Origin of the sequence: Microbacterium sp. NPDC089188 (assembly GCF_040685155.1) — a bacterium.
GTDB classification, from domain to species: Bacteria; Actinomycetota; Actinomycetes; order Actinomycetales; family Microbacteriaceae; genus Microbacterium; species Microbacterium galbum.
This window is the reverse complement of record NZ_JBFBHH010000002.1, coordinates 92205-115955: the sequence shown is the minus strand read 5'-3', so window position 1 is coordinate 115955 and position 23751 is coordinate 92205. Positions and strand designations below refer to the sequence as shown.

The 23751-nt window shown below is 71.2% G+C and carries 26 protein-coding genes and 1 tRNA gene; 12 read left to right on the top strand and 15 right to left on the bottom strand.

All coding sequences use genetic code 11. The features are described 5' to 3' along the window. Nucleotide 1: 1 nt before the first annotated feature. Genes AB0N80_RS06635 through AB0N80_RS06620 form a run of 4 tightly spaced genes read right to left on the bottom strand, consistent with a single transcriptional unit; the run spans nt 2 to nt 3751 of the window. Complete coding sequence (locus AB0N80_RS06635; protein WP_363578254.1) at nt 2-760, bottom strand: ATP-binding cassette domain-containing protein; 759 nt, start codon at nt 758-760, stop codon at nt 2-4. Continuing rightward, nucleotides 757-1767, bottom strand: coding sequence for an iron chelate uptake ABC transporter family permease subunit (locus tag AB0N80_RS06630; protein ID WP_363578253.1), 1011 nt, complete (start codon nt 1765-1767; stop codon nt 757-759). The genes AB0N80_RS06635 and AB0N80_RS06630 overlap by 4 nt, the downstream gene beginning before the upstream one ends. After that, nucleotides 1760-2734 carry an iron chelate uptake ABC transporter family permease subunit gene (locus tag AB0N80_RS06625; protein ID WP_363390888.1) on the bottom strand — a complete coding sequence of 325 codons (975 nt, stop codon included), beginning with the start codon at nt 2732-2734 and terminating at the stop codon, nt 1760-1762. Before AB0N80_RS06625 ends, AB0N80_RS06630 begins: the two co-directional genes overlap by 8 nt. 39 nt (nt 2735-2773) lie before the next feature. After that, the gene (locus tag AB0N80_RS06620) at nt 2774-3751 is read right to left on the bottom strand and encodes an ABC transporter substrate-binding protein (protein ID WP_363578252.1); all 978 of its coding nucleotides are present in this window, start codon (nt 3749-3751) and stop codon (nt 2774-2776) included. Nucleotides 3752-3833: 82 nt separating this feature from the next. Between AB0N80_RS06620 and AB0N80_RS06615 the strand changes: the two genes are divergently transcribed. After that, the gene (locus AB0N80_RS06615) at nt 3834-4616 is read left to right on the top strand and encodes a siderophore-interacting protein (RefSeq protein WP_363578251.1); all 783 of its coding nucleotides are present in this window, start codon (nt 3834-3836) and stop codon (nt 4614-4616) included. Between the two features lie 43 nt (nt 4617-4659). On the opposite strand, the gene AB0N80_RS06610 is transcribed toward AB0N80_RS06615, so the two are convergent. Both AB0N80_RS06610 and AB0N80_RS06605 read right to left on the bottom strand, forming a co-directional pair. Continuing rightward, nucleotides 4660-6420, bottom strand: coding sequence for a S16 family serine protease (locus AB0N80_RS06610; RefSeq protein WP_363578637.1), 1761 nt, complete (start codon nt 6418-6420; stop codon nt 4660-4662). Then, the gene (locus AB0N80_RS06605) at nt 6420-6881 is read right to left on the bottom strand and encodes a GNAT family N-acetyltransferase (RefSeq protein ID WP_363578250.1); all 462 of its coding nucleotides are present in this window, start codon (nt 6879-6881) and stop codon (nt 6420-6422) included. Before AB0N80_RS06605 ends, AB0N80_RS06610 begins: the two co-directional genes overlap by 1 nt. Before the next feature lie 89 nt (nt 6882-6970). Here AB0N80_RS06605 and AB0N80_RS06600 point away from each other — a divergent pair, with 89 nt between their 5' ends. Further along, a complete protein-coding gene (locus AB0N80_RS06600) occupies nt 6971-7261 on the top strand; it encodes a DUF4287 domain-containing protein (RefSeq protein ID WP_363578249.1) in 291 nt (96 codons plus the stop codon). On the opposite strand, the gene AB0N80_RS06595 is transcribed toward AB0N80_RS06600, so the two are convergent. Next, on the bottom strand, nt 7258-7872 hold the full coding sequence (locus tag AB0N80_RS06595) for a MerR family transcriptional regulator (RefSeq protein WP_363578248.1): 615 nt from the start codon (nt 7870-7872) through the stop codon (nt 7258-7260). The two genes, AB0N80_RS06600 and AB0N80_RS06595, sit on opposite strands and share 4 nt — an antisense overlap. A 69-nt stretch (nt 7873-7941) precedes the next feature. On the opposite strand from AB0N80_RS06595, the gene AB0N80_RS06590 reads away from it, so the two are divergent. Together AB0N80_RS06590 and AB0N80_RS06585 are read left to right on the top strand one after the other, a co-directional pair. Next, nucleotides 7942-8454 (top strand): DUF4188 domain-containing protein, encoded by a 513-nt coding sequence (locus AB0N80_RS06590; protein ID WP_363578247.1) that lies wholly within the window; start codon nt 7942-7944, stop codon nt 8452-8454. Between the two features lie 4 nt (nt 8455-8458). After that, nucleotides 8459-9319: a sulfurtransferase gene (locus tag AB0N80_RS06585; protein ID WP_363578246.1), complete on the top strand. Its 861-nt coding sequence runs from the start codon at nt 8459-8461 to the stop codon at nt 9317-9319. Nucleotides 9320-9539: 220 nt separating this feature from the next. On the opposite strand, the gene AB0N80_RS06580 is transcribed toward AB0N80_RS06585, so the two are convergent. Together AB0N80_RS06580 and AB0N80_RS06575 are read right to left on the bottom strand one after the other, a co-directional pair. Further along, nucleotides 9540-10865, bottom strand: a complete 1326-nt coding sequence (locus tag AB0N80_RS06580; protein ID WP_315995163.1) for an NAD(P)/FAD-dependent oxidoreductase — start codon at nt 10863-10865, stop codon at nt 9540-9542. Between the two features lie 109 nt (nt 10866-10974). After that, nucleotides 10975-12429 (bottom strand): amino acid permease, encoded by a 1455-nt coding sequence (locus AB0N80_RS06575; protein ID WP_315995164.1) that lies wholly within the window; start codon nt 12427-12429, stop codon nt 10975-10977. Between the two features lie 142 nt (nt 12430-12571). On the opposite strand from AB0N80_RS06575, the gene AB0N80_RS06570 reads away from it, so the two are divergent. The 3 genes from AB0N80_RS06570 (at nt 12572) to AB0N80_RS06560 (ending at nt 15338) form a co-directional block, all read left to right on the top strand. Continuing rightward, nucleotides 12572-13804: an aminotransferase class V-fold PLP-dependent enzyme gene (locus tag AB0N80_RS06570; protein ID WP_363578245.1), complete on the top strand. Its 1233-nt coding sequence runs from the start codon at nt 12572-12574 to the stop codon at nt 13802-13804. A 216-nt stretch (nt 13805-14020) separates the two neighbouring features. Then, on the top strand, nt 14021-14638 hold the full coding sequence (locus AB0N80_RS06565) for a histidine phosphatase family protein (RefSeq protein ID WP_363578244.1): 618 nt from the start codon (nt 14021-14023) through the stop codon (nt 14636-14638). A 274-nt stretch (nt 14639-14912) separates the two neighbouring features. Continuing rightward, the gene (locus tag AB0N80_RS06560; protein ID WP_315995167.1) at nt 14913-15338 is read left to right on the top strand and encodes a MarR family transcriptional regulator; all 426 of its coding nucleotides are present in this window, start codon (nt 14913-14915) and stop codon (nt 15336-15338) included. 18 nt (nt 15339-15356) lie between these two features. Here the strand turns inward: AB0N80_RS06560 and AB0N80_RS06555 are convergent, their stop codons facing one another. Beyond that, complete coding sequence (locus AB0N80_RS06555) at nt 15357-16853, bottom strand: L-serine ammonia-lyase, iron-sulfur-dependent, subunit alpha (protein WP_363578243.1); 1497 nt, start codon at nt 16851-16853, stop codon at nt 15357-15359. 146 nt (nt 16854-16999) lie between these two features. Between AB0N80_RS06555 and AB0N80_RS06550 the strand changes: the two genes are divergently transcribed. Further along, a tRNA-Arg gene (locus AB0N80_RS06550) sits at nt 17000-17072 on the top strand. 158 nt (nt 17073-17230) lie between these two features. Here AB0N80_RS06550 and AB0N80_RS06545 read toward each other — a convergent pair. The 3 genes from AB0N80_RS06545 to AB0N80_RS06535 are packed head-to-tail and all read right to left on the bottom strand — an operon-like array spanning nt 17231 to nt 18602. Beyond that, entirely contained in the window at nt 17231-17437 is a 207-nt protein-coding gene (locus tag AB0N80_RS06545) for a hypothetical protein (protein WP_363390967.1), read from the bottom strand. 53 nt (nt 17438-17490) lie between these two features. Continuing rightward, nucleotides 17491-18120: an asparagine synthase gene (locus AB0N80_RS06540; RefSeq protein WP_315995170.1), complete on the bottom strand. Its 630-nt coding sequence runs from the start codon at nt 18118-18120 to the stop codon at nt 17491-17493. A gap of 53 nt (nt 18121-18173) precedes the next feature. Further along, nucleotides 18174-18602, bottom strand: a complete 429-nt coding sequence (locus tag AB0N80_RS06535) for a YdeI/OmpD-associated family protein (RefSeq protein WP_315995171.1) — start codon at nt 18600-18602, stop codon at nt 18174-18176. A gap of 252 nt (nt 18603-18854) precedes the next feature. On the opposite strand from AB0N80_RS06535, the gene AB0N80_RS06530 reads away from it, so the two are divergent. The 4 genes from AB0N80_RS06530 (at nt 18855) to AB0N80_RS06515 (ending at nt 21351) form a co-directional block, all read left to right on the top strand. After that, nucleotides 18855-19265 carry a DUF4383 domain-containing protein gene (locus AB0N80_RS06530; protein ID WP_315995172.1) on the top strand — a complete coding sequence of 137 codons (411 nt, stop codon included), beginning with the start codon at nt 18855-18857 and terminating at the stop codon, nt 19263-19265. Between the two features lie 2 nt (nt 19266-19267). Further along, nucleotides 19268-19792, top strand: a complete 525-nt coding sequence (locus tag AB0N80_RS06525; protein WP_315995173.1) for a hypothetical protein — start codon at nt 19268-19270, stop codon at nt 19790-19792. A 72-nt stretch (nt 19793-19864) separates the two neighbouring features. After that, the gene (locus tag AB0N80_RS06520) at nt 19865-20797 is read left to right on the top strand and encodes an oxygenase MpaB family protein (protein ID WP_363578242.1); all 933 of its coding nucleotides are present in this window, start codon (nt 19865-19867) and stop codon (nt 20795-20797) included. Then, complete coding sequence (locus AB0N80_RS06515; protein WP_363390976.1) at nt 20794-21351, top strand: DUF1992 domain-containing protein; 558 nt, start codon at nt 20794-20796, stop codon at nt 21349-21351. The genes AB0N80_RS06520 and AB0N80_RS06515 overlap by 4 nt, the downstream gene beginning before the upstream one ends. Nucleotides 21352-21461: 110 nt before the next feature. On the opposite strand, the gene AB0N80_RS06510 is transcribed toward AB0N80_RS06515, so the two are convergent. Together AB0N80_RS06510 and AB0N80_RS06505 are read right to left on the bottom strand one after the other, a co-directional pair. Beyond that, nucleotides 21462-22292 (bottom strand): aldolase/citrate lyase family protein, encoded by an 831-nt coding sequence (locus AB0N80_RS06510; protein WP_363578241.1) that lies wholly within the window; start codon nt 22290-22292, stop codon nt 21462-21464. Then, nucleotides 22289-23737 (bottom strand): cation:dicarboxylase symporter family transporter, encoded by a 1449-nt coding sequence (locus AB0N80_RS06505; RefSeq protein WP_315995177.1) that lies wholly within the window; start codon nt 23735-23737, stop codon nt 22289-22291. Before AB0N80_RS06505 ends, AB0N80_RS06510 begins: the two co-directional genes overlap by 4 nt. Nucleotides 23738-23751: the final 14 nt, after the last annotated feature.

Sequence of the window (23751 nt, the reverse complement as noted above, 5' to 3'; positions counted from 1 at the left end):
CTCACCGGTAGTACACCGCCAGCGGATACGGTCCGTCTCGACGCACGTCGACGGGGGTGCCGAAGACCTCCTCGAGCGTGTCCGGTGTCATGAGCTCTCCCGGGGTGCCGACGTGCACCACCCGCCCCTCCGCGAGAGCGACGATGCGATCGGCGTAGGCCGCGGCGAAGTTGACGTCGTGCACCACGATGACGATCGTCTTGCCGAGTTCGTCGGCCGCGCGGCGGAGCTGTCCCATCATCGCCACGGCGTGCTTCATGTCGAGGTTGTTCAGCGGCTCGTCGAGAAGGATGTAGTCGGTGTCCTGCGCGAGCACCATCGCCACGTACGCCCGCTGGCGCTGCCCGCCCGAGAGCTGATCGAGGTACCTGCCCGACAGCTCGGTGAGGTCGAGGAAGGCGGTCGCCTCGTCGATCTTCGCGTGGTCGAGAGCGGTGAGCCGCCCCTGCGAGTGCGGAAAGCGTCCGAAACCGACGAGCTCGCGCACCGTGAGGCGCGTGACGAAGTGGTTCTCCTGCCGCAGGATCGACACGATCTTCGCGAGCGTCCGCCCCGGCGTCGTCGTCACGTCGTGGCCGGCGACGGTGACGCGGCCGCTCGTCGCGGTCGTCAGGCGCCCGACGATCGTGAGCAGGGTCGACTTGCCCGCGCCGTTCGGGCCGACGAGCGCCGTGACCCCACCGGCGGGGATGTCGAGGGTCACGGGGCCCAGCACGGTCAGGTCGCCGTAGGTCATCGTGACGTCGGTGAGCGAGATCACAGGCTCCCCTTTCGGAGGAGGTAAACGAGGAAGAAGACGCCGCCGACGAACTCGATGATGATCGAGAGCATCCCGGCGGCGTAGAACACGTGCCGCAGCACGACGTACGCGCCGAGCAGGGTCGCCATGCCGAGCAGCACCGCGAACGGCAGCACCACGCGGTGCTGCGCCGAGCCCGCGAGCTGGTACGCGAGGGTCGCGACGATGAAGCCGAAGAACGTCATCGGCCCGACCATCGTGGTCGACACCGAGATCAGCACGGCCACGAGCACGAGCATCCCGATGACCTCGCGCCGGTAGGCGAGTCCCAGATTGACGGATGCCTCGCGGCCGAGCGCCAGCACGTCGAGGCGATGCCGCGCGCGCCAGACGAGCACGAGCACCACGGCGACGACGAGGGCGCCCCACGGCAGGTACTCGGCATCCGAGTTGGAGAGGTTGCCGAACAATCGGGCCGAGAGGATGTCGAAGTCGCTCGGTGTGAGGAGCCGCTGCATCACGGTGGAGAGCGAACCGAAGCCGACGCCCAGCACCACGCCGACCAGGAGCATGATGTGGAGGTTCCCGCGACGACCGGCGAACAGCCAGCCGTACAGCAACGTCGCGAAGCCCACCATGAGCACGCTCTGCACGACGACCTTGAGCAGGCCATCGGTCGCCGAGAGCGCCGCACTGCCGAAGAAGAACACGAGGGCCGTCTGCATGACGACGTAGAGCGCGTCGAAGCCCATGATCGACGGGGTCAGGATGCGATTCGCCGTCGCGGTGTGGAACAGCACCGTCGCCACCGCCTGACAGCAGGCGACGAGGGCGATGGTCGCGACGCTCACGACGCGGAGGTCCACGGCGAGCCAGAAGGCCCGCGAGCCCGGCTCCCCCGGCACGTTCCAGGTGAGGACCCCGACGGCGGCGACCACCACGACGAGGATCAGGATGCCGAACCGCAGGGCGATCCGCGGGCGTCGGGCCGTGCGCGGCGGGGCGGAGCGGACCAGCACCTCAGCCACGGGCGCGCACCCGCAGCAGCAGGGTGATGAACACCGCGGACCCGACGACCCCGAGGATCATCGAGACGGGGACCTCGAACGGCATCCGGATCACCCGCCCGACGATGTCGCACACGACAACGATGGCCACCCCGCCCAGGCATACCCAGGGCAGGTTGGCGCGGGCGTTGTCGCCGCGCCACATCGACACGAGGTTCGGCACGACCAGCCCGAGGAAGGGCAGGAAACCCACCACCACGGTGGTGACGCCCGTGGCGACGGCCACGAGAGCGGTGCCGATGAGCATCACGCGCGTGTGGTCGAGCCCGACCGAGGTCGCGATGTCGCGCCCGAGGCCCGCGACCGTGATGCGGTCCGCGTACAGGAAGACCAGGAGGACGACGATGGCGACGACCCACAGCACCTCGTAGCGTCCGCGCACGATCGAGGTGAAGCTGCCCATGAACCACGTGCCGAGCATCTGCAGCGAGTTGGTCGAGACGGCGAGGTACGTGGTGAAGGCCGAGACGACCGCGCCGAGCATGATCCCGATGAGGGGCACCACGAGCGAGGACCGCAGGGAGATCCGACGCAGGATGCCGATGAAGACCATCGTTCCGACGAACGCGGCGACCGATGCCACGACCATCCGGACGATGAGCGGCGCGGCCGGTGCGAAGAGCACCGTCACGAGCAGACCGAGCGCGGCCCACTCGGAGGTGCCCGTGGTGGAGGGCTCGACGAAACGGTTCTGCGTGAGCAGTTGCATGATGAGGCCGGAGACGGCCATCGCGCAGCCGGCGAGGACGAGGGCGAGGGTGCGGGGCACGCGCGAGATGAAGAACATCTCGGCGCCGAAACCGTCGCCGGCGATGTCGTAGGCGCCGACGAAGAGCGACAGGACGACGAGGCCGGCGACGCCCGCGAGAGCCGTCGGCAGGGCGAGGCGACTCCGGAGCGTGGGCGGAGAGGGAGCAGTGACGATCATGAGCGGGGTGGGGGCCCGGCATCCGGACCCCCATCGGGGTCAGGAGGCGAAGGCCTCGGCGGCCGAGCGGTAGAGCTTCGTGTAGGCCTGGATGCCCTCGTCGAGGTAGAAGCTGCCGTCGAGGTACACGATCTGGTTCTTCTGCACCGCGGGGACGTTCTTCAGCGCTTCGGCGTTCTCGACGAGTTCCTTCGCGGAGACGTATCCGTCCTCCCCGAACATCGCGTCGCGGTCGAGCACGAACAGCCACTCCGGGTTCGCGGCGGCGATCGCTTCCACGCTGATGTCGTCGCCGTGCGAGGCGTCCTCGGCCGCGCGGTCGAGGGCGGGGGTCAGGCCCAGCGTCGGGAAGAGGTGTCCGACCCCGCGGCCTTCTCCGGGAGCGGCGTACGAGATCTTCCCCCCGGAGGTGATCAGCCCCATCACCGTCTGCGACGGGTCGTACGCGGCCTTCGCGTCGGCGATGGCGGCATCCAGGTCGGCGTTCAGCGTCGCCGCCTCGTCGTTCTTGTCGAAGACCTGGCCGAGGATGGCGGTCTGGCGCTTGAGCTCGGACGTGTGCTCCTCGCCGTCGCGCGGGCTCGTCTCGATCGTCGCGGGCTGGATCTCCTTCAACTGGTCGTAGATCTCGCGGAAGCGGTAGCCGCCGACGATGAGATCGGGGTCGGCCGCGAGGATGTTCTCGATGTTCGGCTCGCGGTGCAGGCCCGCGTCGAGCACCTCGTCGCCGCCCGAGAGCGAGGGCCAGAGGTCGTACATGAGCGGCTTGGGGGCCGCGACGAGGGTCACGCCCCACTCGCTGAGCGTCTCGAACGTCGTGTTGTCGAGCGCGACGACCCGCTCCGGCGCCACCGGCACCTCGATCGATCCGTGATTGTCCTCGACCGTGACGGTGGTCGCTGCGTCGCTCTCGGCGGGCGCGGCTGCTCCCGAGGCGCAGCCGGTGAGGGCGAGCGCGGCAGCGAGCGAAACGATCGCGGCGGGGCGGAGGGCGGTGCGGGACAGGCGAGAACTCATGTGTGTCACTCCGGTGCTGTGTACGGTGCGCGAGCGGTGGGAGGACCCCGACCCTCGGAAAAGTTAGGTTAGCCTTAGCTATGTGAATCTGTCGAACTCGCGATGCGACGCCCGCCTCGAACCCCGCCGACATGACCTCGTCTTCCGTTCGGCGACGCTCGCTGCTCGGACGTTCCTCACGCCGGCATACGTGCGCCTGCGCCTCGAGGGCCGCGATCTGCGGGGTTTCGACTCCCCCGGCGCCGACGATCACGTGCGCGTGTTCTTCCCCGAGGCAGCGGCCACGACGGACGAGATGCGGACGTCACCGAACCGGGAGTACACGCCCGTCGGGTGGGATGCCGAGGCCGGACGACTCGACATCGACGTGGCTCTGCACGGCGACGGGGTCGGCAGCCGATGGGCCGAGACGGCCCCGATCGGCGCACCCGTCGGCGTGGGCGGACCGCGGGGATCGATGGTACTGACGGGCCGACCGGACGCGTGGCTGCTCGCCGGCGACGAGACGGCGGTCCCGGCGATCCGGCGGTTCGCCGAGGCGATGGATGACGAGGCCGTGGGGCGCATCGCCGTCGAGGTCCCTTCCGCCGCCTACGACCTGCCCATCGCCGCACCCACGGGTGTGGAGGTGGTCCAGCTGCACCGCGGAGAACGCCCCGCGGGCTCGGAGCTCACCGATTGGTTGGACGCGCTCGACCTCGAGGAGCGGCCGGACGGCTGCGTCTTCGGCTTCGTCGCCGCCGAGCAGTCGATCGTGCGGGCGGGTCGGGCACTCCTGCTCGACCGATGGACCGGCGACCCTGCAGCGACGATCGTGAAGGGATATTGGAAGCGCGGAACGGCGGAGTATCACGCGCCGCACTGATCCGTCGCCCGCCCTGCGCCGGCACGAACCCGCGGCCGCCCGGTCAGTCGCGCTGCACTCCGCCCGCGAAGGCCAGCACCCGCGCGCGCAGGAACGGCGTCGTGAACACCGCCGAGGCACCCGGGACGGGAGAGGATGCCGCGGCGGACGCCGCATCGGTGAGAGCGCCCCGCAGGAGGGGAAGGGCGGCACCGGTGGCTGTGAGGGCGTCGACCGCCCGGACCGTGTATTCGTCGGCGATCCCGATGCGTTGGGCGACGGCATCCGAGGTGTCGACACCGTCGGGCACCCGCACGGCGGACTGCGCCGACAGCGCCGCGGAGCTGCGCGCGAAGGCGGCGGTCGAGACACCCAGGGCGAGCCACGCTCCTCCCTCGTCGGCCCGCGCGCCCAACGCGTCGCGTGCCGTCTCGAGCGCTGTCGTGCGCAAGCCGTTCAGGTCGTCCGCCGCCAGCGGGCTGTCGCCGCGCCGCGCGTCGTAGGCGTCGGTCGCGGCCACCGCCGCCCGTCGCAGCAGCGACGCGAGACCGTCGAGGTCGGCGTCGGACGCGAGCCCGCCCGCCCCGTCGATGTCGGTGCGCAGTTCCGCGAGGGCCCGTGCGGTCTCTACCGCCGAGGATGCCAGGGCAGCGGAGGTCAGCCCCGCGGCGGAGAGCGAGGGGTCGGCGTCGGCCGCGAGGAACGCCTGCGCCTGCTGGGCGAGCGCGTCGGCCTCGGCCGCCCACCCGATCGCGGCGAGCACCGGATCGGCATCGTCGAGCGACGAGGGTGCCGCTGCCAGTTCACCCAGCAGCGCGTCGGCGTCAGCAACGGCGGCCGTCGCGAGCGTCTGCGCCTCCGTCGATGCAAGCGCGGGCGCCGCAGCCGCGGCGGCGGTGTCGGCGGCGGTCGTCGCGGCGGCCCACGCGCCGCCCGCGTCGTCCTCCGCGAGCAGCTGCTCGCCGCGCGCGACCGCCGCCCGCGCCCGGTCGGCGAGGGTGCTTCCGGGCGCGGAGTCGAGCGACGACCGCGCGCGATCCAGCGCATCGTCGACGGCGGTGGCCACGGCATCCGGCACCGCGGGTGCATCCGCCGCCGTGGGCAGGGCCGAGGGCGAGGGGGGAGGCGTCGGGAAGACGGACTCGGGGAGGTCCTCCCCGGTCATGACCGCGTACGCGCTCGCGATGTCGGCGACCTCGGTGATCGTCATCCCCCCGGTCGCGGCGAGCTGATCGAGGTCGACGGCCATGCCCTCGGCATCCACCGCCGTCCGCTGGCCCGCGGGCACGAGGATGGTGTCGATCCCGCCCGCCTCGATCGCTGCCGAGACCTGTTCGGGAAGCCCCGCCACCGGACTCACGGCACCGAGCGGGGTCACCCCGCCCGTGAGCGCCACCCCGGGCTGCACGTCGGCGCCGTAGTACAGCGCGAGCACGCCGACCGCGGTGACCGCCCCCGCCGCGGGGGTGGCGATGCGCGCATCGAAACCGAACGTGTACGCGGTGTCGGGCCGGGCTCCGGTGAGCAGCGTGGCCGCGGTCACGGCCGTCCACGTCGCCGACTGGGTGACCGGGTCGACGCCGCTGACGTCGTTCTCGGTGATGTCGATGCTCAGGTCACCGCCGTCTGCGGAGTCGGCCGTGATGCGCTGGCTGGTCACCCCGCCCTTCTTGCCGCTCGCGTAGAGCACGGGCACGGTCAGCTCCGACCCCGAGAACGACCCGTCGGAGCCCGAGCCGAACCCCAGCGAGAACTTCAGGTCGCATCCCGCCAGAACGAGCACGCAGGCGAGCGCGAGGGCCGCGACCGGCAGCGACCGCCGCATCACGCGGTGCCGACGCTGGGCGCGCGACTCATCGGCACGTGCGGGATGCCGTCCTCCGAGAAGCGCTCGCCCGAGACGACGAAGCCGAACCGGCCGTACCACGGCGCGAGGTGCTCCTGCGCGTCGAGCAGGATCGGGATGCCGGGAGCCTCGGCATCCAGGTGGGACACCGCCGCGCGCATGAGGTCGGCGGCGATGCCGCGGCCACGGGCAGCGGCGGCGGTGGCGACCCGACCGATCCGCGTGTTCGACGGCTCGCGCAGGAGACGGAGCGTCGCGAGCACGTCGTCGCCCTCGCTCGCCCACATCAGCTCGGCGCCCGGCTCGATGTCGCGCCCGTCGATCTCGGGGTAGGCGGCCTCCTGCTCGACGACGAACACGCTGACGCGCATCCACAGGATGCGGTACAGCGTCAGCGGGGCGATGTCGGCGACGGGCGCCCGGTGCAGGGTGACGGCCATCCTTCGACCGTACCGGGGCGTCGCGCACGGCGCGGACGCGACCGCCTCTTCGATGGACGTGGTCGGGACGGCGACGCTAGCCTCGCGTCATGTCGTTCCAGGCGTACCTCGACAACATCGAGACCAAGACCGGGCTCACCCCGCGCCAGTTCCTCTCGCTCGCCGACGAGCGCGGCTTCGGGCCCGGCACCAAGGCCGGCCCCATCCTGCAGTGGCTGAAGGACGACTACGACCTCGGTCGTGGTCATGGGATGGCGCTGGTCCACGTGATCACGAAGGGTCCGAAGATCAGCGACGCGCACGTCGGCCGCCCCGGTCCGCACGGCGACGCGACAGACGAGCTCTGGCTCGACGGCGCCGCGTCGAATCCGCGCGCCTAAGGGGCGCCGGAGCCGAAGCGTCGCGAGGCGGCCACCTGCTCGGCGACGCGACGGAGCGCCAGGATGAGCGGCTCGACGAGCGCCGTGCCCAGCACCACGTAGCGCACGGCGTCCTCGATCGAGGTGTCGGGAGTCGCCGCGAGCTCGGCCTCGGCAAGCGCACCGAGGTGCTCGAGGTAGGCGTCCATGACCGCGTCCGGCACCGTGAACCCCGCTCGATCGAGAGTCGCGAGGGCGTGCGCGACCGCGGCGATCTGCTCGGGGAAACAGTGCTGCGGCGCGCCGCCCATGCGATCCAGCAGCGCGAACGCCGCGGTGAGGTCGAGATCGGTGGAGACCGCGGGCGTCACAGCGGCGTTGGCCGCACCGAGGAGGTCGTACGGGTTCTCGGGCGGCTCCTCGAGGACCGCGACCACTTTGCGCACGCCCGCGATCCCCACGCCCGCGTCGACGAGGGCGCGGATGACGCCGAGGCGCTGCACGTGCGCCTCGCCGTAGGCGGCCTGCGTAGGGGAGGACCGCTCTCCCTCGGGCAGGAGCTTCTCGCGCAGGTAGTACTTGATCGTGGCGACGGGGACGCCGCTGCGCGTCGCCAGTTCTGAGATCCGCACACTGCCCCCTTGACTCGATAGCAAGACTATCCAACACTGGATAGTGACACTATCCAGTGAGGACGAGCCATGGCATCCATCAATCAGGGTCGGATGACCCACCTCTGGGACGACGAACTGGTCGTCTTCCACATCGGCATGACCGTCAACCGCTGGTGGCGCGTCGACCAGTGGATGCCGTTGATGGGCGACATGCCCAGGATGCTGCGCGAACTCAGCGTCGACCCCGATTCGGGTCTGATGGGCTTCACGATGCTGCTCGGATCGCGCGGCCCCTACCTCGTGCAGTACTGGTCGTCGCTCGACAAGCTCTACGCCTACGCCTCGGCGCCGTCGCACGAGCACCGGCCCGCGTGGACCCGCTTCAACCGTCGAGCGCGGAAGAACCCCGGCATCGTCGGCATCTGGCACGAGACGTACGTCGTCGACCGGGCCGAGACCGTCTACGTCGGCACTCCCCCGATGGGCTTGCCGAAGGCGACCGCCGTCGCGCCGATCCCGTCCCGTCACGACCGGGCTCGTGCACGCGTGGCGGACGGCCGCACGCACAGCGCCCGGGCCGGAGCCGCGGGGTCAGAATGAGCGTATGAAATCGATCCTCACCACTGCCGCCGACCTGAACGCCGCCCTCGCCGCGGGGGCGTATCCCGACGGTGGGCCGGTGCGCGTGCTCGACGTGCGGTGGCGGCTCGATCGCCCCGACGGTCGGCCGGACTATCGTGCGGGGCACGTCCCCGGCGCGCAGTACGTCGCCCTCGACCGCGACCTCGCCGCGCATGGCGTGCCGACCGAGGGCCGGCATCCGCTGCCCTCGGTCCACGACCTGCAAGCGACGGCGCGGCGGTGGGGGATCGATGCAGGCGACACGGTCGTGGTCTACGACGACGCGAACAACATGGCGAGCGCCCGGGCCTGGTGGCTGCTGCGCTACGCCGGTCTCACCGACGTCCGCCTCCTCGACGGGGCCCTGCGGGCCTGGAACGACGCCGGGTACGAACGAGAAGAGGGGGATGCCGCGCCCCCGGCCCCCGGGACGGTCGAACTGACGTACGGCGCCCTGCCCGTCCTCGACCTCGACGACGTCGCCGACTTCGCCGCCGAGGGACTCCTGCTCGACGCGCGCGCCGGCGAGCGCTACCGCGGCGAGGTCGAGCCGATCGACCCCCGCGCGGGACACGTGCCCGGGGCGGTCAGCGCCCCCACGACGGAGAACATCGGCGACGACGGCCGCTTCCGCTCACGCGAGGAGCTGGGATCGCGTTTCCGCATGCTCGGCGCCGAGGACGGCGTGAGCGTGGGGGTGTATTGCGGGTCGGGGGTGACGGCGGCGCACCAGGCCGTGGCCCTGACGCTCGCGGGATTCGAGCCGCGGCTGTACCCGGGATCGTGGAGCCAGTGGTCGAACCACGCCGAGCTGCCCGTGGCGACGGGACCCGACCCGCGCTGAGCAGGCTGAGCCCGCTGGCGCCCCCAGTATCCGCAGGAGGCTGAGCCCGCTGACGCCCCAGTACCCGCAGGAAGCTGAGCCCCTCGAAGCCTCCGGTCCCTTCGACAGGCTCAGGGACCTCCCGCGGCCGAAGGCCTCCCGCGGCCGAGGGACCTCCCGCGGCTGAGGGCCTCCCGCCGCGACCGGACCTCCCGCGACGAAAAGACCCCGCGCCGCGGCGTCAGGCCCAGAGGTCGCTGACCGGCACCTCGCGGCCCAGAACGTTCTGCGCGGCGCGGTGCCCGGACAGCATGGCGCCGGGAACCGTCGCCGGGTCGTCTCCCCACGTCGCCTCCCCGGCCAGATGCAGTGTCCCGTCCCCGAGGGGTGCGGCGAGGTCGTCGTGGTCGGCGCCGACCGAGCCCGGCAGCATGTAGGCGTACGAGCCGCGCGAGAACGGGTCGTCCTGCCAGCGGGTCACGATCGCACTCTCGGGCTCGGCCACGGCGTCACCGTACAGGCGCCGCAACTGCGCGAGGGTGGAGGCGACGATCTCGTCGTCGCTCCACTCCCGCGTGGCGACGGCGGCAGGACCCGCCGCGAATGTCAGCAGGGCGGGTTCGTCGTGCAGGCGCCCCAGGTCGTACCAGGAGTGCCACCACTCCCCCTCGTCGCCGAGCTGGCGGATGCCGTAAGCCCCGGCATCCCAGAACCGTTCGGCGAACCGCAGCACGACCTTCTCGAAGGCGTTCATGCGCAGAAGGCCGAGCGCGCGGGCGTGCGCCGCGGGCAGGGCGGGCTCGAGCACGAGACCGCCCGCGTGCAGCACCCCCACCGGCACCGTGACCACGACGTGCCGAGCGCGGAACGTGCCGCGGGCGGTCTCCACCTCGGCTCCCTCCGACGACCACCGCACGCGCGAGACCGCGTGGTCGAGGCGCACGTCGAGCCCCTCGGCGAAGTTCGAGGCGAGCTCGTCGTAGCCCTGCGGGAACACCACCTCGTCGCCGTTGACGGTGTCGTCGTCGAGCCCGTGGGCGCCGAGGCCGTGCATGCCGATCCCGTACTGCTCCTGGGCCCGACGGTCGTTGTACTCCCGCACCCGCTCCGCGCGTTCGGCGTCCCACCTCTGGGCGGCGAGCGCGCGCTCCACGACCTCACCGTAGGTCGCATCGTCGTCGGCCGCGGCGATGACGTCGACCAGGACGGCGTTCAGCGTTCGGATGTCGTCGGCGTACTGCCGCACGGCGTCCGGGGAGAGACGGCGCCCGGCGGCGTCGAAGTACGTCAGCGGACGAGAATCGGGTTGGTATCCGCCGACCGTGAACTCCACCATCGGCATCCCGAACGCGCGGGCCGCCTCGGCGACCGGGCTGTCGTCGATGCCGTGGATCCACGACGCGCCGCGATCGGTGACGTGCCCTCCGCTTCGGTCGGTGAAGACGCGCCCGCCGACGCGGTCGCGCGCTTCGAGCACGACCACCCGATGCCCGTGGCGAGCCAGAAGCCGAGCGGCGGCCAGGCCCGAGATGCCCGCCCCGACGACGAGGGTGTCCACCGTGTCCATGCGTCCTCCGCGTGCTCGTGGTGAAGCGACGGTACTGCGGGGCCGGGCCCGGCGGCATCCGCCACCCCGGCGAGCCGACGCGAAGCGGATGGACAGCGCGTACAGCGCGTCAGTCGAGCGGTGCCTCTTCGTCGCGCCGAACGGGAGTGACGCCCTTGCGCCCGTAGCGCAGCCAGAAGAACAAGTAGCACAAGCCGACGAAGGGGATGCCGAAGTACAGCGCCGCGACCTGATTCTCATCGAACGCGATCGCCACGATCGACGCGGTGAGCAGCACGAAGGCGAGGATGGGCACGAGCGGGTACAGCGGCGTGCGGAACGCGAGGGTGGAGACGTCGCCGCCGTCGCGGACGAACTGCCGCCGGTGGAAGAACTGCGCGGCGACGATCGACATCCACACCGCGACCGCCGCGAAGCCGGCGATCGACACGAGCACGAGGTACACGGTCTCGGCGGCGATGACGCTCGAAATGAGCGACACCAGACCGATGGCGAGGCTGACCAGCAGGGCCACCATCGGGATGCCGCGCCGCGTGAGCCGCGTGAAGGCGCGCGGCGCGTAGCCCTCCTCGGCGAGCGAGAACAGCATCCGCGCGCACGAGTAGAGCCCGCTGTTACCCACCGAGAGCAGCGCCGTGATGACGACGAAATTCATGATGTCGGCCGCGTAGGGCACGCCGACGTACTCGAAGACATCGACGAACGGGCTCGACGACAGCCCCGCCTGCTCGTAGGGCAGGAGGGCGGCGATGACGACGATCGAACCGACGAACAGCACGAGCAGACGCAGCACCGTCGAGCGCAGCGCCCGCGGGATGTTGCGGCCCGGATCCTTCGTCTCGCCCGCCGCGACGCCGACGAGCTCGGCGCCGCTGAAGGCGTAGAACACCGCGAGGGAGGTGATGAGCACGCCTCCGAGACCCGCGGGCAGCAGCCCGTCGGGCGTGGCGAAGTTGCTGAGGCCGACCGCCGCGTGCGGCTCCGACGACAGCGGCGTGAAGCCGAAGATCGCCATCGTCCCCAGCACGATGAGCGCGACGATCGCGACGACCTTGATGAGGGCGAACCAGAACTCGGTCTCCCCGAACACGCGCGCCGAGATGGCGTTCAGGGTGAACAGCACGCCGGCGAACACGATGCACCACACCCAGACCTCGACGTTCGGGAACCATCGCTGCATGAGGATGCCGGATGCCGTGAACTCCGACCCGAGCGCCACCACCCAGCACAGCCAGTAGAGCCACGCCGTGGTGAAGCCGGTGGCCGGCCCCATCGTGCGCGCCGCGTAGATGTGGAGCGATCCCGAGACGGGATAGGTCACCGCGAGCTCGCCCAGGCAGACCATGACCAACCACACCACGAAGGCACCCAGCAGGTAGGCCAGCACCGCACCGAGGGGGCCGGCCTGGTGGATCGTGTAACCCGAGCTCAGGAAGAGGCCCGAGCCGATGACACCGCCGAGGGCGATCATGACGAGATGCCGGGCATCCATGGCCCGGCGCAGTCGGCGCGGTGCGCCGGCGGGGCCGGACGTATCGAGGGAGGAATCGAGGGGACGACTCATGGAGTGCTCGCATTCATGATCGAGCCCGGAGCCGTCGAGGCGTCCGGGCGACGCAGTCACAGTAGTCGACGGCGGGCCCCGACGCGCCCTCACTACGCTGGACGGGGCGCGCGAGCCGCGCCGCAGAGCGAGAGGGGCCACGATGACGGCATCCGACGAGATCTCCCCGATGCCCGCCGTGCGCCCCGACCGCACCGATGCTCCGACCCTCGGCGAGTCGAGTCTGGCCGTGCACGGCGGCATCGAGCTCGACAGCACGCGGTCGCTGCGCACACCGCTCGTCATGTCGAACTCGTTCGCCCTCCCCGACGACCCCAGCGAGATCAGCTGGTCGGCCACCGCCCCGGGCCTGTACACGCGCAACACCGGCGTCAATCAGCTGGCGCTCGAGCGCAAGCTCTCCGCGCTGGAGCACGGCGAGGACGCCGTCGCCCTGGCATCCGGAGTCGCCGCCCTGCACGCGGTGTTCTTCACCCACGTGCGCGCGGGAGACCACGTGGTCGTGAGCGACGTCGTGTACGAGGCCACCTGGCGCCTGTGGACCGAGCTGCTCCCGGGCCGCTACGGCATCGAGGCGACCTTCGTCGACGTGACCGATCCGGATGCCGTCCGCGCGGCGATCCGGCCCGAGACGCGGCTCGTGTGCGTCGAGGCGATCGCCAACCCCACCACGAAGGTCGCCGACATCACGCTGCTGGCCGAGATCGCCCACGCAGCCGGGGCTCTGCTGATGGTCGACTCGACCTTCACTCCCCCGCCGTTCTACCGGCCGCTCGACGACGGCGCGGACCTCGTCGTGCATTCGCTGACGAAGTACATCAACGGCCACGGCGACGCGATGGGCGGAGCGGTGATCGGTCGGGCGGAGCTCATCGAACCGATCAAGGCCGACGCGATGGTCGACGTCGGCGGCATCATCTCGCCGTTCAACGCGTGGATGATCACGCGCGGTTCGGTCACGCTCCCCCTGCGCCTGAGGCAGCATTTCGCCTCCGCCCAGCGCGTCGCCGAGCTGCTCGAGGCCGACCCGCGCGTCGCGTTCGTCGCCTATCCCGGGCTCGCCTCGCACCCCCAGCACGATCTCGCCCGCCGGCAGTTCGGCGGTGCCGCGTACGGCGGCATGATGGCCTTCGCGCTCGACGGCGACCCCGACCTGCAGAACAGGTTCGTGTCCGAGCTGCGGCTGATCACCTCGGGCTTCTCGCTCGGACACGACGACAGCCTCATCGTGCACACGTCCGCCGACGGCCCCCGTACCGCGACCTACCCGGAGCCGTTCCGCCGCTACGGCCACCTGCGTCTGTCGGTCGGACTCGAGGATGCCGACGACCTCCTCGCCGATCTGGCGGCGGGTCTCGATGCCGCCGGGCGATGACGATACCTATGAATCGGGAATGTCCCTCGGCATCCTCTTTCGCTCCGTTACCTCACCGTTATAGAGTGCTCGCACGGTAGTTGTTTTGCTGTGGCAGCTATCGACATGTGATTGCAGGACACTCTGGTGCAGGAAAGGGCCGGTCGGGAATCCTCCGACCGGCCCTTCTTCGTGCGGTCGGGCCGGCGGCTCCCCCAGGAGCGGGAGGATGGACGCGTGAAGGATGACGAGCTGACCGAACCCGACGGACGCATCGTGCTGGTGCGACACGGCGAGACCGCGTGGAGCCGCACCGGACGGCACACCGGCCTGACCGACATCCCGCTGACCGAGACCGGCGCCTACAAGGCCGAGCTGGCGGGCACGCTGCTCGCCACCCGACGGTACGACCTGATCCTGTCGAGCCCGCTCCAGCGCGCGGTCGAGACGGCCGCCCGCGCCGGGTACACCAACGTACGGACCGACGCCCGTCTCGTCGAATGGGACTACGGCGCCTACGAGGGGCTGACCACTCCCGAGATCGTGGAACAGCTCGGCCGTCCGTGGACGATCTGGGAGGGAACGCCCGCCGGCGCGACCCCGGGCGAGTCCGTCGCCGACGTCACTGCACGGGCGGGATCGCTCCTCGCGGAGCTGCGCCCTCGGGTGCGGGCCGGTGAGCAGGTCCTGCTGTTCTCGCACGGACACTTCCTCCGCGCTCTGGCCGGCACCTGGCTGGGCCTGACCGCCGCCGGGGGCCGGTACTTCGTCCTGGGCACCTCCGCCGTGAGCGAGCTGGGCTTCGAGCACGGCTCCGAGGTCATCACGCAGTGGAACCACGTGCGCGGACGCTGATCGCGTCGGGACGGGCCATCCGGGACCCGCAGGATCGTCGCGCCAAATCGGTCACGGAAATATAACGGCGACCTCTTCCCCTCCGTTACCTCACCGTTATAGAGTGCTCGCACGGTAGTTGTTTTGCTGTGGCAGCTACCGACATGTGATTGCAGGACACTCTTGGTGCAGGGACAAGGGCCGGTCGGAAGCCTCTCCGACCGGCCCTTACTCTGTCCACAGCCTCGGCGTCGACGTCGAGTCCGCGGCATCCGGCTCCCTCTACGCTGAAGGCATGACCGATCGCCGCCTCGCCGTGCAGGCCTGGGAGAGCCTCTTCCGCGCTCAGCACGAGGTGTTCGAAGACATCCGCTCGGATTTCGAGGGCGAAGAGCTCACCCAGGCCGAGTACGACGTGCTCCTCACGGTCACGCGCGCGCCGCGCATGACGGCGCGACTGCGCGACGTGACCGGCAACATGCTCATCAGCCAGCCGAGCGTCTCGCGTCTGGTCGAGCGCATGGTCGCGCGAGGCCTGCTCACGAAGTGCGCCGATCCGGAGGACGGCCGAGGGGCGCTGGTCACCGCCACCGAGGAGGGCGCCGTGACGTTCCGCCGCCTCGCCGCCGCGCACGGACGCTCGATCGCCGACCGTATGGCCCGCCTCACCGACGACGAGCTCGCGCAGCTGCGCGCGCTCACCGCGAAGCTGCGCGACTGACCGGCGTCATCGAGCGGATCAGCACTCGATGACGTTGACCGCGAGGCCGCCCTCGCTCGTCTCCTTGTACTTCGTCGACATGTCGATGCCGGTCTGCCGCATGGTCTCGACCACCGCGTCCAACGACACGTAGTGACTACCGTCGCCGCGCAGGGCCAGGCGGGCCGCGGTGACCGCCGTCGAGGCGGCGATCGCGTTGCGCTCGATGCACGGGATCTGCACGAGACCCCCGACCGGGTCGCACGTGAGGCCGAGATGGTGCTCCATGGCGATCTCGGCGGCGTTCTCGATCTGCCGGTTCGTGCCGCCCATGACCGCCGTCAGCCCTCCCGCCGCCATCGCGCACGCCGATCCGACCTCGGCCTGGCATCCGCCCTCGGCGCCCGAGATCGAGGCATTCGCCTTGAACAGCGAGCCCAACGCGGCGGCCGTCAGCAGGAAACGACGGATGCCGCGCCTCCGGTTCGCCTCGGCGACCTCCTCGTCGTCCCAGTGCGAGACCTCGGAGCGGGTGACGGCGTGACCGTCGTATCCGAGCAACGCGCTGCCCACGAGCTCGCCGTGCGGCGTGACGGCGTTGCCGACACCGAGCCCCGAGTCCGCGAGGAACCGCCACCAGTACATCGCCACCGCCGGCAGGATTCCCGCTGCGCCGTTGGTGGGCGCCGTGACCACCCGCCCGCCCGCGGCGTTCTCCTCGTTCACCGCGAGCGCGAAGGCCCCGAGCCACTCCCCCGGGAGCTCGCGGTGCCCGTCGGCCTCGATGGCATCCAGCTGTTCGCGCATCACGGCGGCGCGGCGCTTCACCTTCAGGATGCCGGGAAGCACGCCGTCGTTGCGCAGACCCGCGTCGACGCAGGCCGCCATCGCATCCCAGATGCGGTCGAGGCCCGCGGCGATCTCCTCGTCGGAGCGCAGTGCCTCTTCGTTCAGACGCGCCGCCTCGGCGATCGTGATGCCGCGCTCGTCGCACAGGGCGAGGAGCGTTGCGGCGTCGTCGAAGGCGAGCGGCATCGGTGCGGCCGCCACCGGGGCGGGTTCGCCCTCACGGCGGATGAAGCCGCCGCCGATCGAGTAGAACGTCTCCTCGACGAGCACGCCGCCGTCGCGGTCGCGCGCGACGAGGGTCATGGCGTTGGGATGACCGGGAAGCCGCGTGCGCGGCTCGAGGGCGATGTCCGTCTTCGCGAAGGGGATCTCGTGCGTGCCGGCGAGCGCCAGCGGGCGCCCGTCCGGCCAGTCCGACCACGCGCGGCGGACGGCATCCGGGTCCACGGTCTCGGGCTCGAGGCCCTGCAGACCCGCGACGACGGCGTCGGGGGTGCCGTGACCGATGCCGGTCGCGCCCAGCGAGCCGTAGAGGGCGCAGGAGACGAATGCCACCCGCTCCAGGGCTCCGCTCCCCTGCAGTCGTGCGGCGAAGGAGAACGCGGCCCTCATGGGGCCGACGGTGTGGGAGCTCGAGGGTCCGATCCCGATGGAGAACAGCTCGAACGCGGAGGTGTATGCGCTCATCCCGCCAGCGTACGTCGCCGACTCGACACCTGCCGGTCATCACCGCGCCACGCCCGGGATGCACGTGGTTCGGGGCCGATTAGACGTCTCCCGGGGTCCCGGCTATGCTTGACCACGGCCTGCGCGCCGTTTCGCGCGGAGGCCCTGCGCCCGTAGCTCAATGGATAGAGCATCTGACTACGGATCAGAAGGTTAGGGGTTCGAGTCCCTTCGGGCGCACACTGTGTTGAGACAGTGACAAGCCCCGGCTGAGAAGAAATTCTGAGCCGGGGCTTTTTCCGTTTCCCACGCAGGTCGTCGACGAGTGCGCGCGTCGGCTTCGGCGCGTGCCGGCCGGGCCGACCGTGCCTCGGGCGCGGATGCCGCGCTGCGAGACGTCAGGCCGAGGCGCCGCCCCGGTGAGCGGCGTCCGTGGCGGCCGAGTTCAGCTGCAGGATCGCGATCGCTTCGTGCAGGGAGCCCAGCGGCGCCTCGATGTCGTCGTAGTGGTGCACGAAGCCGTTCGCGTCGCGCGCGCTCACCGAGACCAGGGCGTATCCGGGTCGTGCCACCCGGGCCGTGCGTCCGAACCGCCGTTGCGCCATGGCATCCCTCTCGCTCGCCGCCGAGGCTACCCCTCCGCTCCTGTCGCGAGAGGTCAGCGCGCGGGGGACTTCTTCTTCTTGTCGCTCTTGGCGCTCTTGTCGGGCGCAGCGACGTCGTCGTCCACGGCCGCGGGCCGCTCTTTCGCCCGGCGCTTCGCCTGCGAGGCGAGACGGGCGAGGTCGACCATGCGCAGGGCGTCCATGCGCGCCTTGCGCATCTGGGCGTACTCGGGGTCGGCGTCGGCGGTCATCCCCTCGACGTCCAGCCGCTGGCGGAGGTTGGCCTCGACGTCGCCCCACGCGGCGATGCGGGCGTCGGCGACGAGGGTCTTCACGCGATCGGGGTCGTCGGCGAGAGCGCGCAGTTCCTTCGCGACCCCGCGCGACTGCTTCGCACGGCGGCGGAGGTTGCGGGTGTCGCGGTCGCGGTAGTCGTGGGTGCCCGAGGAGTCGGAGAAGCGCCCCCACGCGCGCTTGCGCTGGTGCGTCACCCGCTCGGCCGCTTGGTCCTGCTCGTCGGCGAGGGAGCGGAGGGTGTCGCGGGCGAAGTCCGCGAACACCTCGTTGTCGAACTGCCCGCCGCGGGCGATCGTGTCGACCAGGATGCGATTGCGCACGGTCAAACGCGCCGCGGCCGTCGCGATCGACAGCCCTTCGGCGATGGCCTCCTTCGTGCGCCCCACGGGACCTCCCCTCCCAGGCTATCGTCCGGGGCGGACGGCGCAGCGCTCAGCGGTCAGGACAGCTTCGACACGATGGCCGCGACGCGACGAGCGCGCGTGTCGGCAGCCTTCGCCGACTCCACGTTGGTCACATGCGCCTTGCGCGCGCTGGGGGCGAGGGCGTCGAACGCGGGCCGGACCCCGGCTTCCGCGAGCGCCGTCGCGAGATCGTCGGGAACCTCTGTCGTGCGGGGCGCCGTGTCGAGGGTCAGCTCGACGGTGATGGCATCCCCACCCGAAAGGCCCGTCGCCTTGCGCTTGTCGGCGGAGAACGGGATGAGCGAGCGACCGCCCATCGCACCGATCGTGCTCGAGAAGACGTACCCGTCGACGTCGACCGTCACGGCGGCGCGCTTGCCGCCGCCGAGGGCCTCGATGACCTCCGGGGGCACCTCGATGCCGGTGTTGTTCCCCATCTGCGACAGTGTCGTCTCGAAGCGCATGAGGGGAGTGTGACAGAAACGCAGCTAGGTGAACACTGCGGGAATTGCAATCCCCATCATCGGTGTGGGGGCGCGACCTATGGTCGACTCTGTTGCGGAGGGCCTCGGAGAGTACTCGGGGGCCTTCTGTCGTATCCGGGGTTCTACCCGATCGTCGCCCCGGAATGCAAAGCCCAATCCGATCGGCGCATTGTCTCCGAAGATGGTGGAGAGCGACCGGACGGTCGCTGCCAACAATCTGGGAGGTTCATCATGAGCTCGTCACCCAACCGCATCGTGGCCACCGTCTTCGGCGCTGTCTACCTGCTCGTCGGTCTGCTCGGCTTCGCCGTCACGGGCGGCGTCGGATTCATCGCGACCGAGGGCGGGCTTCTGCTCGGTATCTTCGCGGTCAACCCGCTGCACAACATCGCGCACCTCCTCATCGGTGCCGCGCTGCTGATCGCCGGTCTCGCGAACGCCCGCGCCGCGAAGGGCGTCAACACCACCGTCGGAGCCGTCTACCTGCTCCTCGGTATCGTCGGCTTCTTCCTCGTCGGCACGGCCGCCAACATCCTCGCGCTGAACACGGCCGACCACTTCCTGCACCTCGCCAGCGCGGTCGTGCTGCTGGGTGTCGGCCTCGGCACCGAGCGCAACGTCCCCCGCACCGCGGCGGTCTGAACATGAACGCCGCGACCTTCGTGCGGTCGTGGCCCTCCGTATCCGCGTGGGGGGCCGGCCTCATCACCGCTGCCCTCGGCGCGGGTGCGATCGTCCGTTCCGATTCCGGGGCCCTCGCAACGGGCCTCGGGATCGGGATGGTGATCCTCGGTCTCGCCTCCCTCGTCTGGGGGGCCGCGACCCTGTCGACGGGACGCCTCGTCGTCCCGCGCCTCGCCCTCGCGGGCGCCCTGTCGGCGATCGCCCTCTCCACCGCCCTGATGTTCGTCGCCTCGGCGCACACCAGCATCATCGGCGTCGCGGCGGGCTCGGTGCTGCTCGTCGTCGTGGGTGCGACCTCGGCCATCCATCTGCGTCGACGCGGCCAGCGCGCGACGCGCACCGCCCAGCCGATGAGCGTCACGGGACTGCTCGTCGCCGCGGCCGTGATCGCCGTTCTCGTCACCCCTGCCCTCGGCGCGACGCAGGATGCCGTCCTGCTCCGCGATGACGGCACCGTGCCGGTCGTCACGCACGACGGACACTGACCGCCCTTCCGGGAAGCATCGACGTCGAACTCTTCCCGAGCCCACCCGCTCAGACGGTGGCACGCTGGAACGGTGACCGACGCGACCTTCCCCTCCGTCCCCGGCTGGATCGCGAGCCTGCGCGGCAAGATCCTCGTCGCTCTGGCGGGGGACCCGACCGGCATGGCGCCGTACGTCCGCGCGATCGCCGACGGCGACGACACCGGGTACTTCGTGGAGAACGGCCCCGCGTGGACGGTGCATGCGGGAATGGGCACGCTCGTCGCCGGCATCCGGGCCCTCCTTCTCCAGGCATTGCACCCGGGTGCGCTCGCGGGCGTGCACGACTGGTCGCGCTACCGCGAGGATCCCATCGGCCGGCTGACCGGCACGGTGCGCTGGGTCATCACCCTGACCTACGGCTCGCGGACGCAGGCGGATGCCGAGACCCGGCGCGTCGGCAGGTTCCACCAGCGTGTGAAAGGCGAGTACCGCGCCGGTGACGGCAGCGAGCGGGCCTACACCGCCGAAGCGGCCGACCTGGTGCGGTGGGTTCACCTTGCCTTCACCGACGCCTTCCTCGCCGGACACGAGGTGTCGAAGAAGCCCATCCCCGGCGGACCCGACGCCTACGTCGCCGATTGGGCGACCGCGGGTCGGCTGATGCGGGTGGTCGACCCTCCCCGCACGCGCGCGGCGTTGCGCGCCGAGATCGACGGGTTCTGGGAGCGCGGGGAACTCCGCGGCGACGAGAGGGTCGCCGAGGTGGTGCGGTTCCTGCGCAAGCCGCCGTTCCCCGGCTTGATGGGCCTGTCGTATCGCGTGCTGTTCGCCGCCGCCGTCGCCACGATCCCGCGGAGGTATCGCAAGATGCTCGGCGTGCGACGATGGCCGTTGCCGGTGCTGGCGCTGACGCGGTTCGTCCTGCGCGTCACCGAGCGCGCTCTCGGCTCCGGCCCGCGGGCGCAGGACATGGCCCGGCACCGCCTCGCCCGGTTGGAGCGTGACGGTCGGGAGGCCGCGTGAGCGACGACGCCCGCCAGGCCGCCGAACGCTACCGGCTCGACCGCGAGCTGCGCGACGCCGGACTCGAGCCGGCACCCGCGGAGCCGACCGGCCCCGCGCGCGGGTCGACGGCCGCCGAACGCGCGGCGTTCGTCGAGACGTCGATCCAGCAGGCGATCCGACGCGGCGAGTTCGACGACCTCCCCGGAGCGGGCAAGCCCCTGGACCTCGGATCCTCGCACGATCCCGACTGGTGGATCCGCCGCAAGATCGAGACCGAGCAGCTGACGGGCCTCGGGCCTCCGGCGCTGACGCTGCGCGTCGAGCACGCCGAGATGGACGAACGCCTGGATGCCATCGCGCGCGAGCCCGACGTGCGCGAGGCGGTCGAGGATTTCAACCGGCGCGTGATCGAGGCGCGCCGCCAACTGCAGGGCGGGCCCCCGGTCGTGACGCCCACGGTGGACGTGGATGCCGTCGTGGCAGCCTGGAACGATCGACGTCGCGCGCGCGAGGAGGCGGCCGCCGTGGCCGCTCCCCCACCGCGGCGCCGATGGTTCCGGCGCGGGCGGTGACGTCGCGGTCCCTTCCACAGGCTCAGGGACCTGGAATGGCGCGAGGACCGGCGGCGCGAGGTGGCTGAGCCCGCCGAAGCCACCGGGGCGGCGGCGCGGACCGCCGCTGATCAGAGGGCGGCGAGAGCCTCGGCGCGGGCGACCAGGGCCCGCGCGCGAGCGAGGGTCGGTGCGTACGAGCCGTCGACCGGACCGTCGGGAGTGGTCGACAGCAGCGACCGGGCCGCCTCCACCTCGACGGGCGCGGGTGTGAAGCCGGCGTGGGCGCCGGGGATCGCGGCATCCTGGAGCGCGAGCGTGCCGGTGAAACCCATCGCGGCGGCATGGCGTGCCGCGTCGTGCGCCTGATCGATCGGACCGCACGGACCGTCGATGGGGCCCGCGATGCCCGCAGCCGCCGACGCGACGACGAGCTGCGCACGCGGCCACGACAGCGCGATGCGCTCGGCCGACATGCCGGTGTCGCGGCGGAAGTCGCCGGTGCCGAACGCCAGGCGGCGGGTCGCGGGGTGCGCGGCGATCGCCGGGGCTTCCAGCAGCGCGGCCGCCGATTCGACCATCGCGACGATCGGGGTGCCCGCCGGCAGGGAGGCGGCGACGTGCGCGACATCGGCCGGGCCCGCGCACATGGCGAGGACCACGCCGGCGAGGCGGGCGTCGAGCTCGCGACCGAGCGCCAGGTCGGCCTGGCCGTCGCGGGTCCCGGCGGCGCTGATGCGCAGCCAGACCGGAGCCTCCGCGGCGGCGCGACGGGCCCGATCGCGCCCCTCCGCCTTGCGGGCGGCGGGCAGGCCGTCCTCCAGATCGAGGACGAGCACGTCGGCGTCGGTCTCGAGGTCGCCCGCGAGCGGCGAGCGCAGCATCCACGTGCGCGCCAGCTCGACGCGCGCAGGGGCGGGGGCGGCCGAAGCCGCCCCCGCCGAGATGTGCGCAAGACTCACGAACGGCTCCGTGCGGCCGCCTCCGCCTCCGCCTGTGCGCGGAAGGCGTTGAGCGCCTGGGTGTCGACGGCCGCGGGGCCGGCGCCGACCTCGGTCGACGCCTGCTCCTTGGCATCCGCCGCCGGCGTCGCCGAGTGGTCGTGGCCGGTGAGGAGGGTCTCGTCGAAGGGGATCTGCCCCGCGAGCACCTCGCGCACCCGCTGTCCGTCGTACTGCTTCGTCCAGGCGCCGATGAGGAGGGTCGCGACGGCGTTGCCGGTGAAGTTGGTGACCGCGCGGGCCTCCGACATGAAGCGGTCGATGCCGACGATGACGCCGACGCCGTTGACGAGATCGGGACGGTAGGCCGACAGGCCGCCCGCGAGGGTCGCGAGGCCCGCACCGGTGACACCGGCCGCACCCTTGGAGGCGATGATCATGAAGATCAGCAGACCGATCTGCTCGGGGATCGACATCGGCGCGCCCATCGCGGTGGCGATGAACAGCGAGGCCATCGTCAGGTAGATCGCGGTGCCGTCGAGGTTGAACGAGTACCCGGTCGGGACGGTGATGCCGACCACGGGCTTCGAGACGCCGAGGTGCTCCATCTTCGCGATGAGGCGGGGCAGGGCGGCCTCGGACGACGAGGTGCCGACGATGAGGAGGTACTCGCGGCCCAGGTACTTCATGAGAGAGAAGATGTTGACCCGCGTGACGGCGTAGAGCAGTCCGCCGAGGACGATCGCGATGAACAGGAAGCACGTGAGGTAGAACGAGCCCATCAGGATGCCGAGGCTGACGACGGCGCCGAAGCCGGTCTTGCCCACCACCGCGGCGATGGCACCGAACGCGCCGATGGGAGCCAGCCACAGGATCATGCCGAGGATGCGGAACACGAGCACCTGGAAGTTGCGGATGCCCTCGACCATGCGGGCCCCGCGCTCGCCCATGCCCTGCAGGGCGAAGCCGCAGAGGAGGGCGATGAAGAGCACCTGGAGGATGCTGCCGCCGGTGAACGCCGAGAAGAACGTCGTCGGGATGATGCCCAGGATGAAGTCCTGCGTGGTGGTGGCCTCGGGGACGGCGTCGTACGCCGCGCTGCCGATGTTAAGGCCCTCGCCGGGGTGGATGATGTTGCCGACGAGCAGGCCGATGCCGAGGGCGAAGGTCGACATCACGAGGAAGTAGCCCAGCGCGAGGCCGCCGATCTTGCCGACCGTCGAGGCCTTCGCGATCGAGCCGATGCCGACCACGATCGTGCAGAAGATGACCGGGGCGATCATCATCTTGATGAGGTTGACGAAGCCCTTGCCGACCGGCTCGAGGCCGACGGCGAACTGCGGGGCGACGAGGCCGACGATCACGCCCGCCACGACGGCGACGATGACGGCGATGTAGAGCCAGTGGTTGCGATCGATCTTCTTACGCGGTCGACCGTCGCGAGTGGTGCGGAGTGAGAGAGCCATCAGCGCCTATCCCT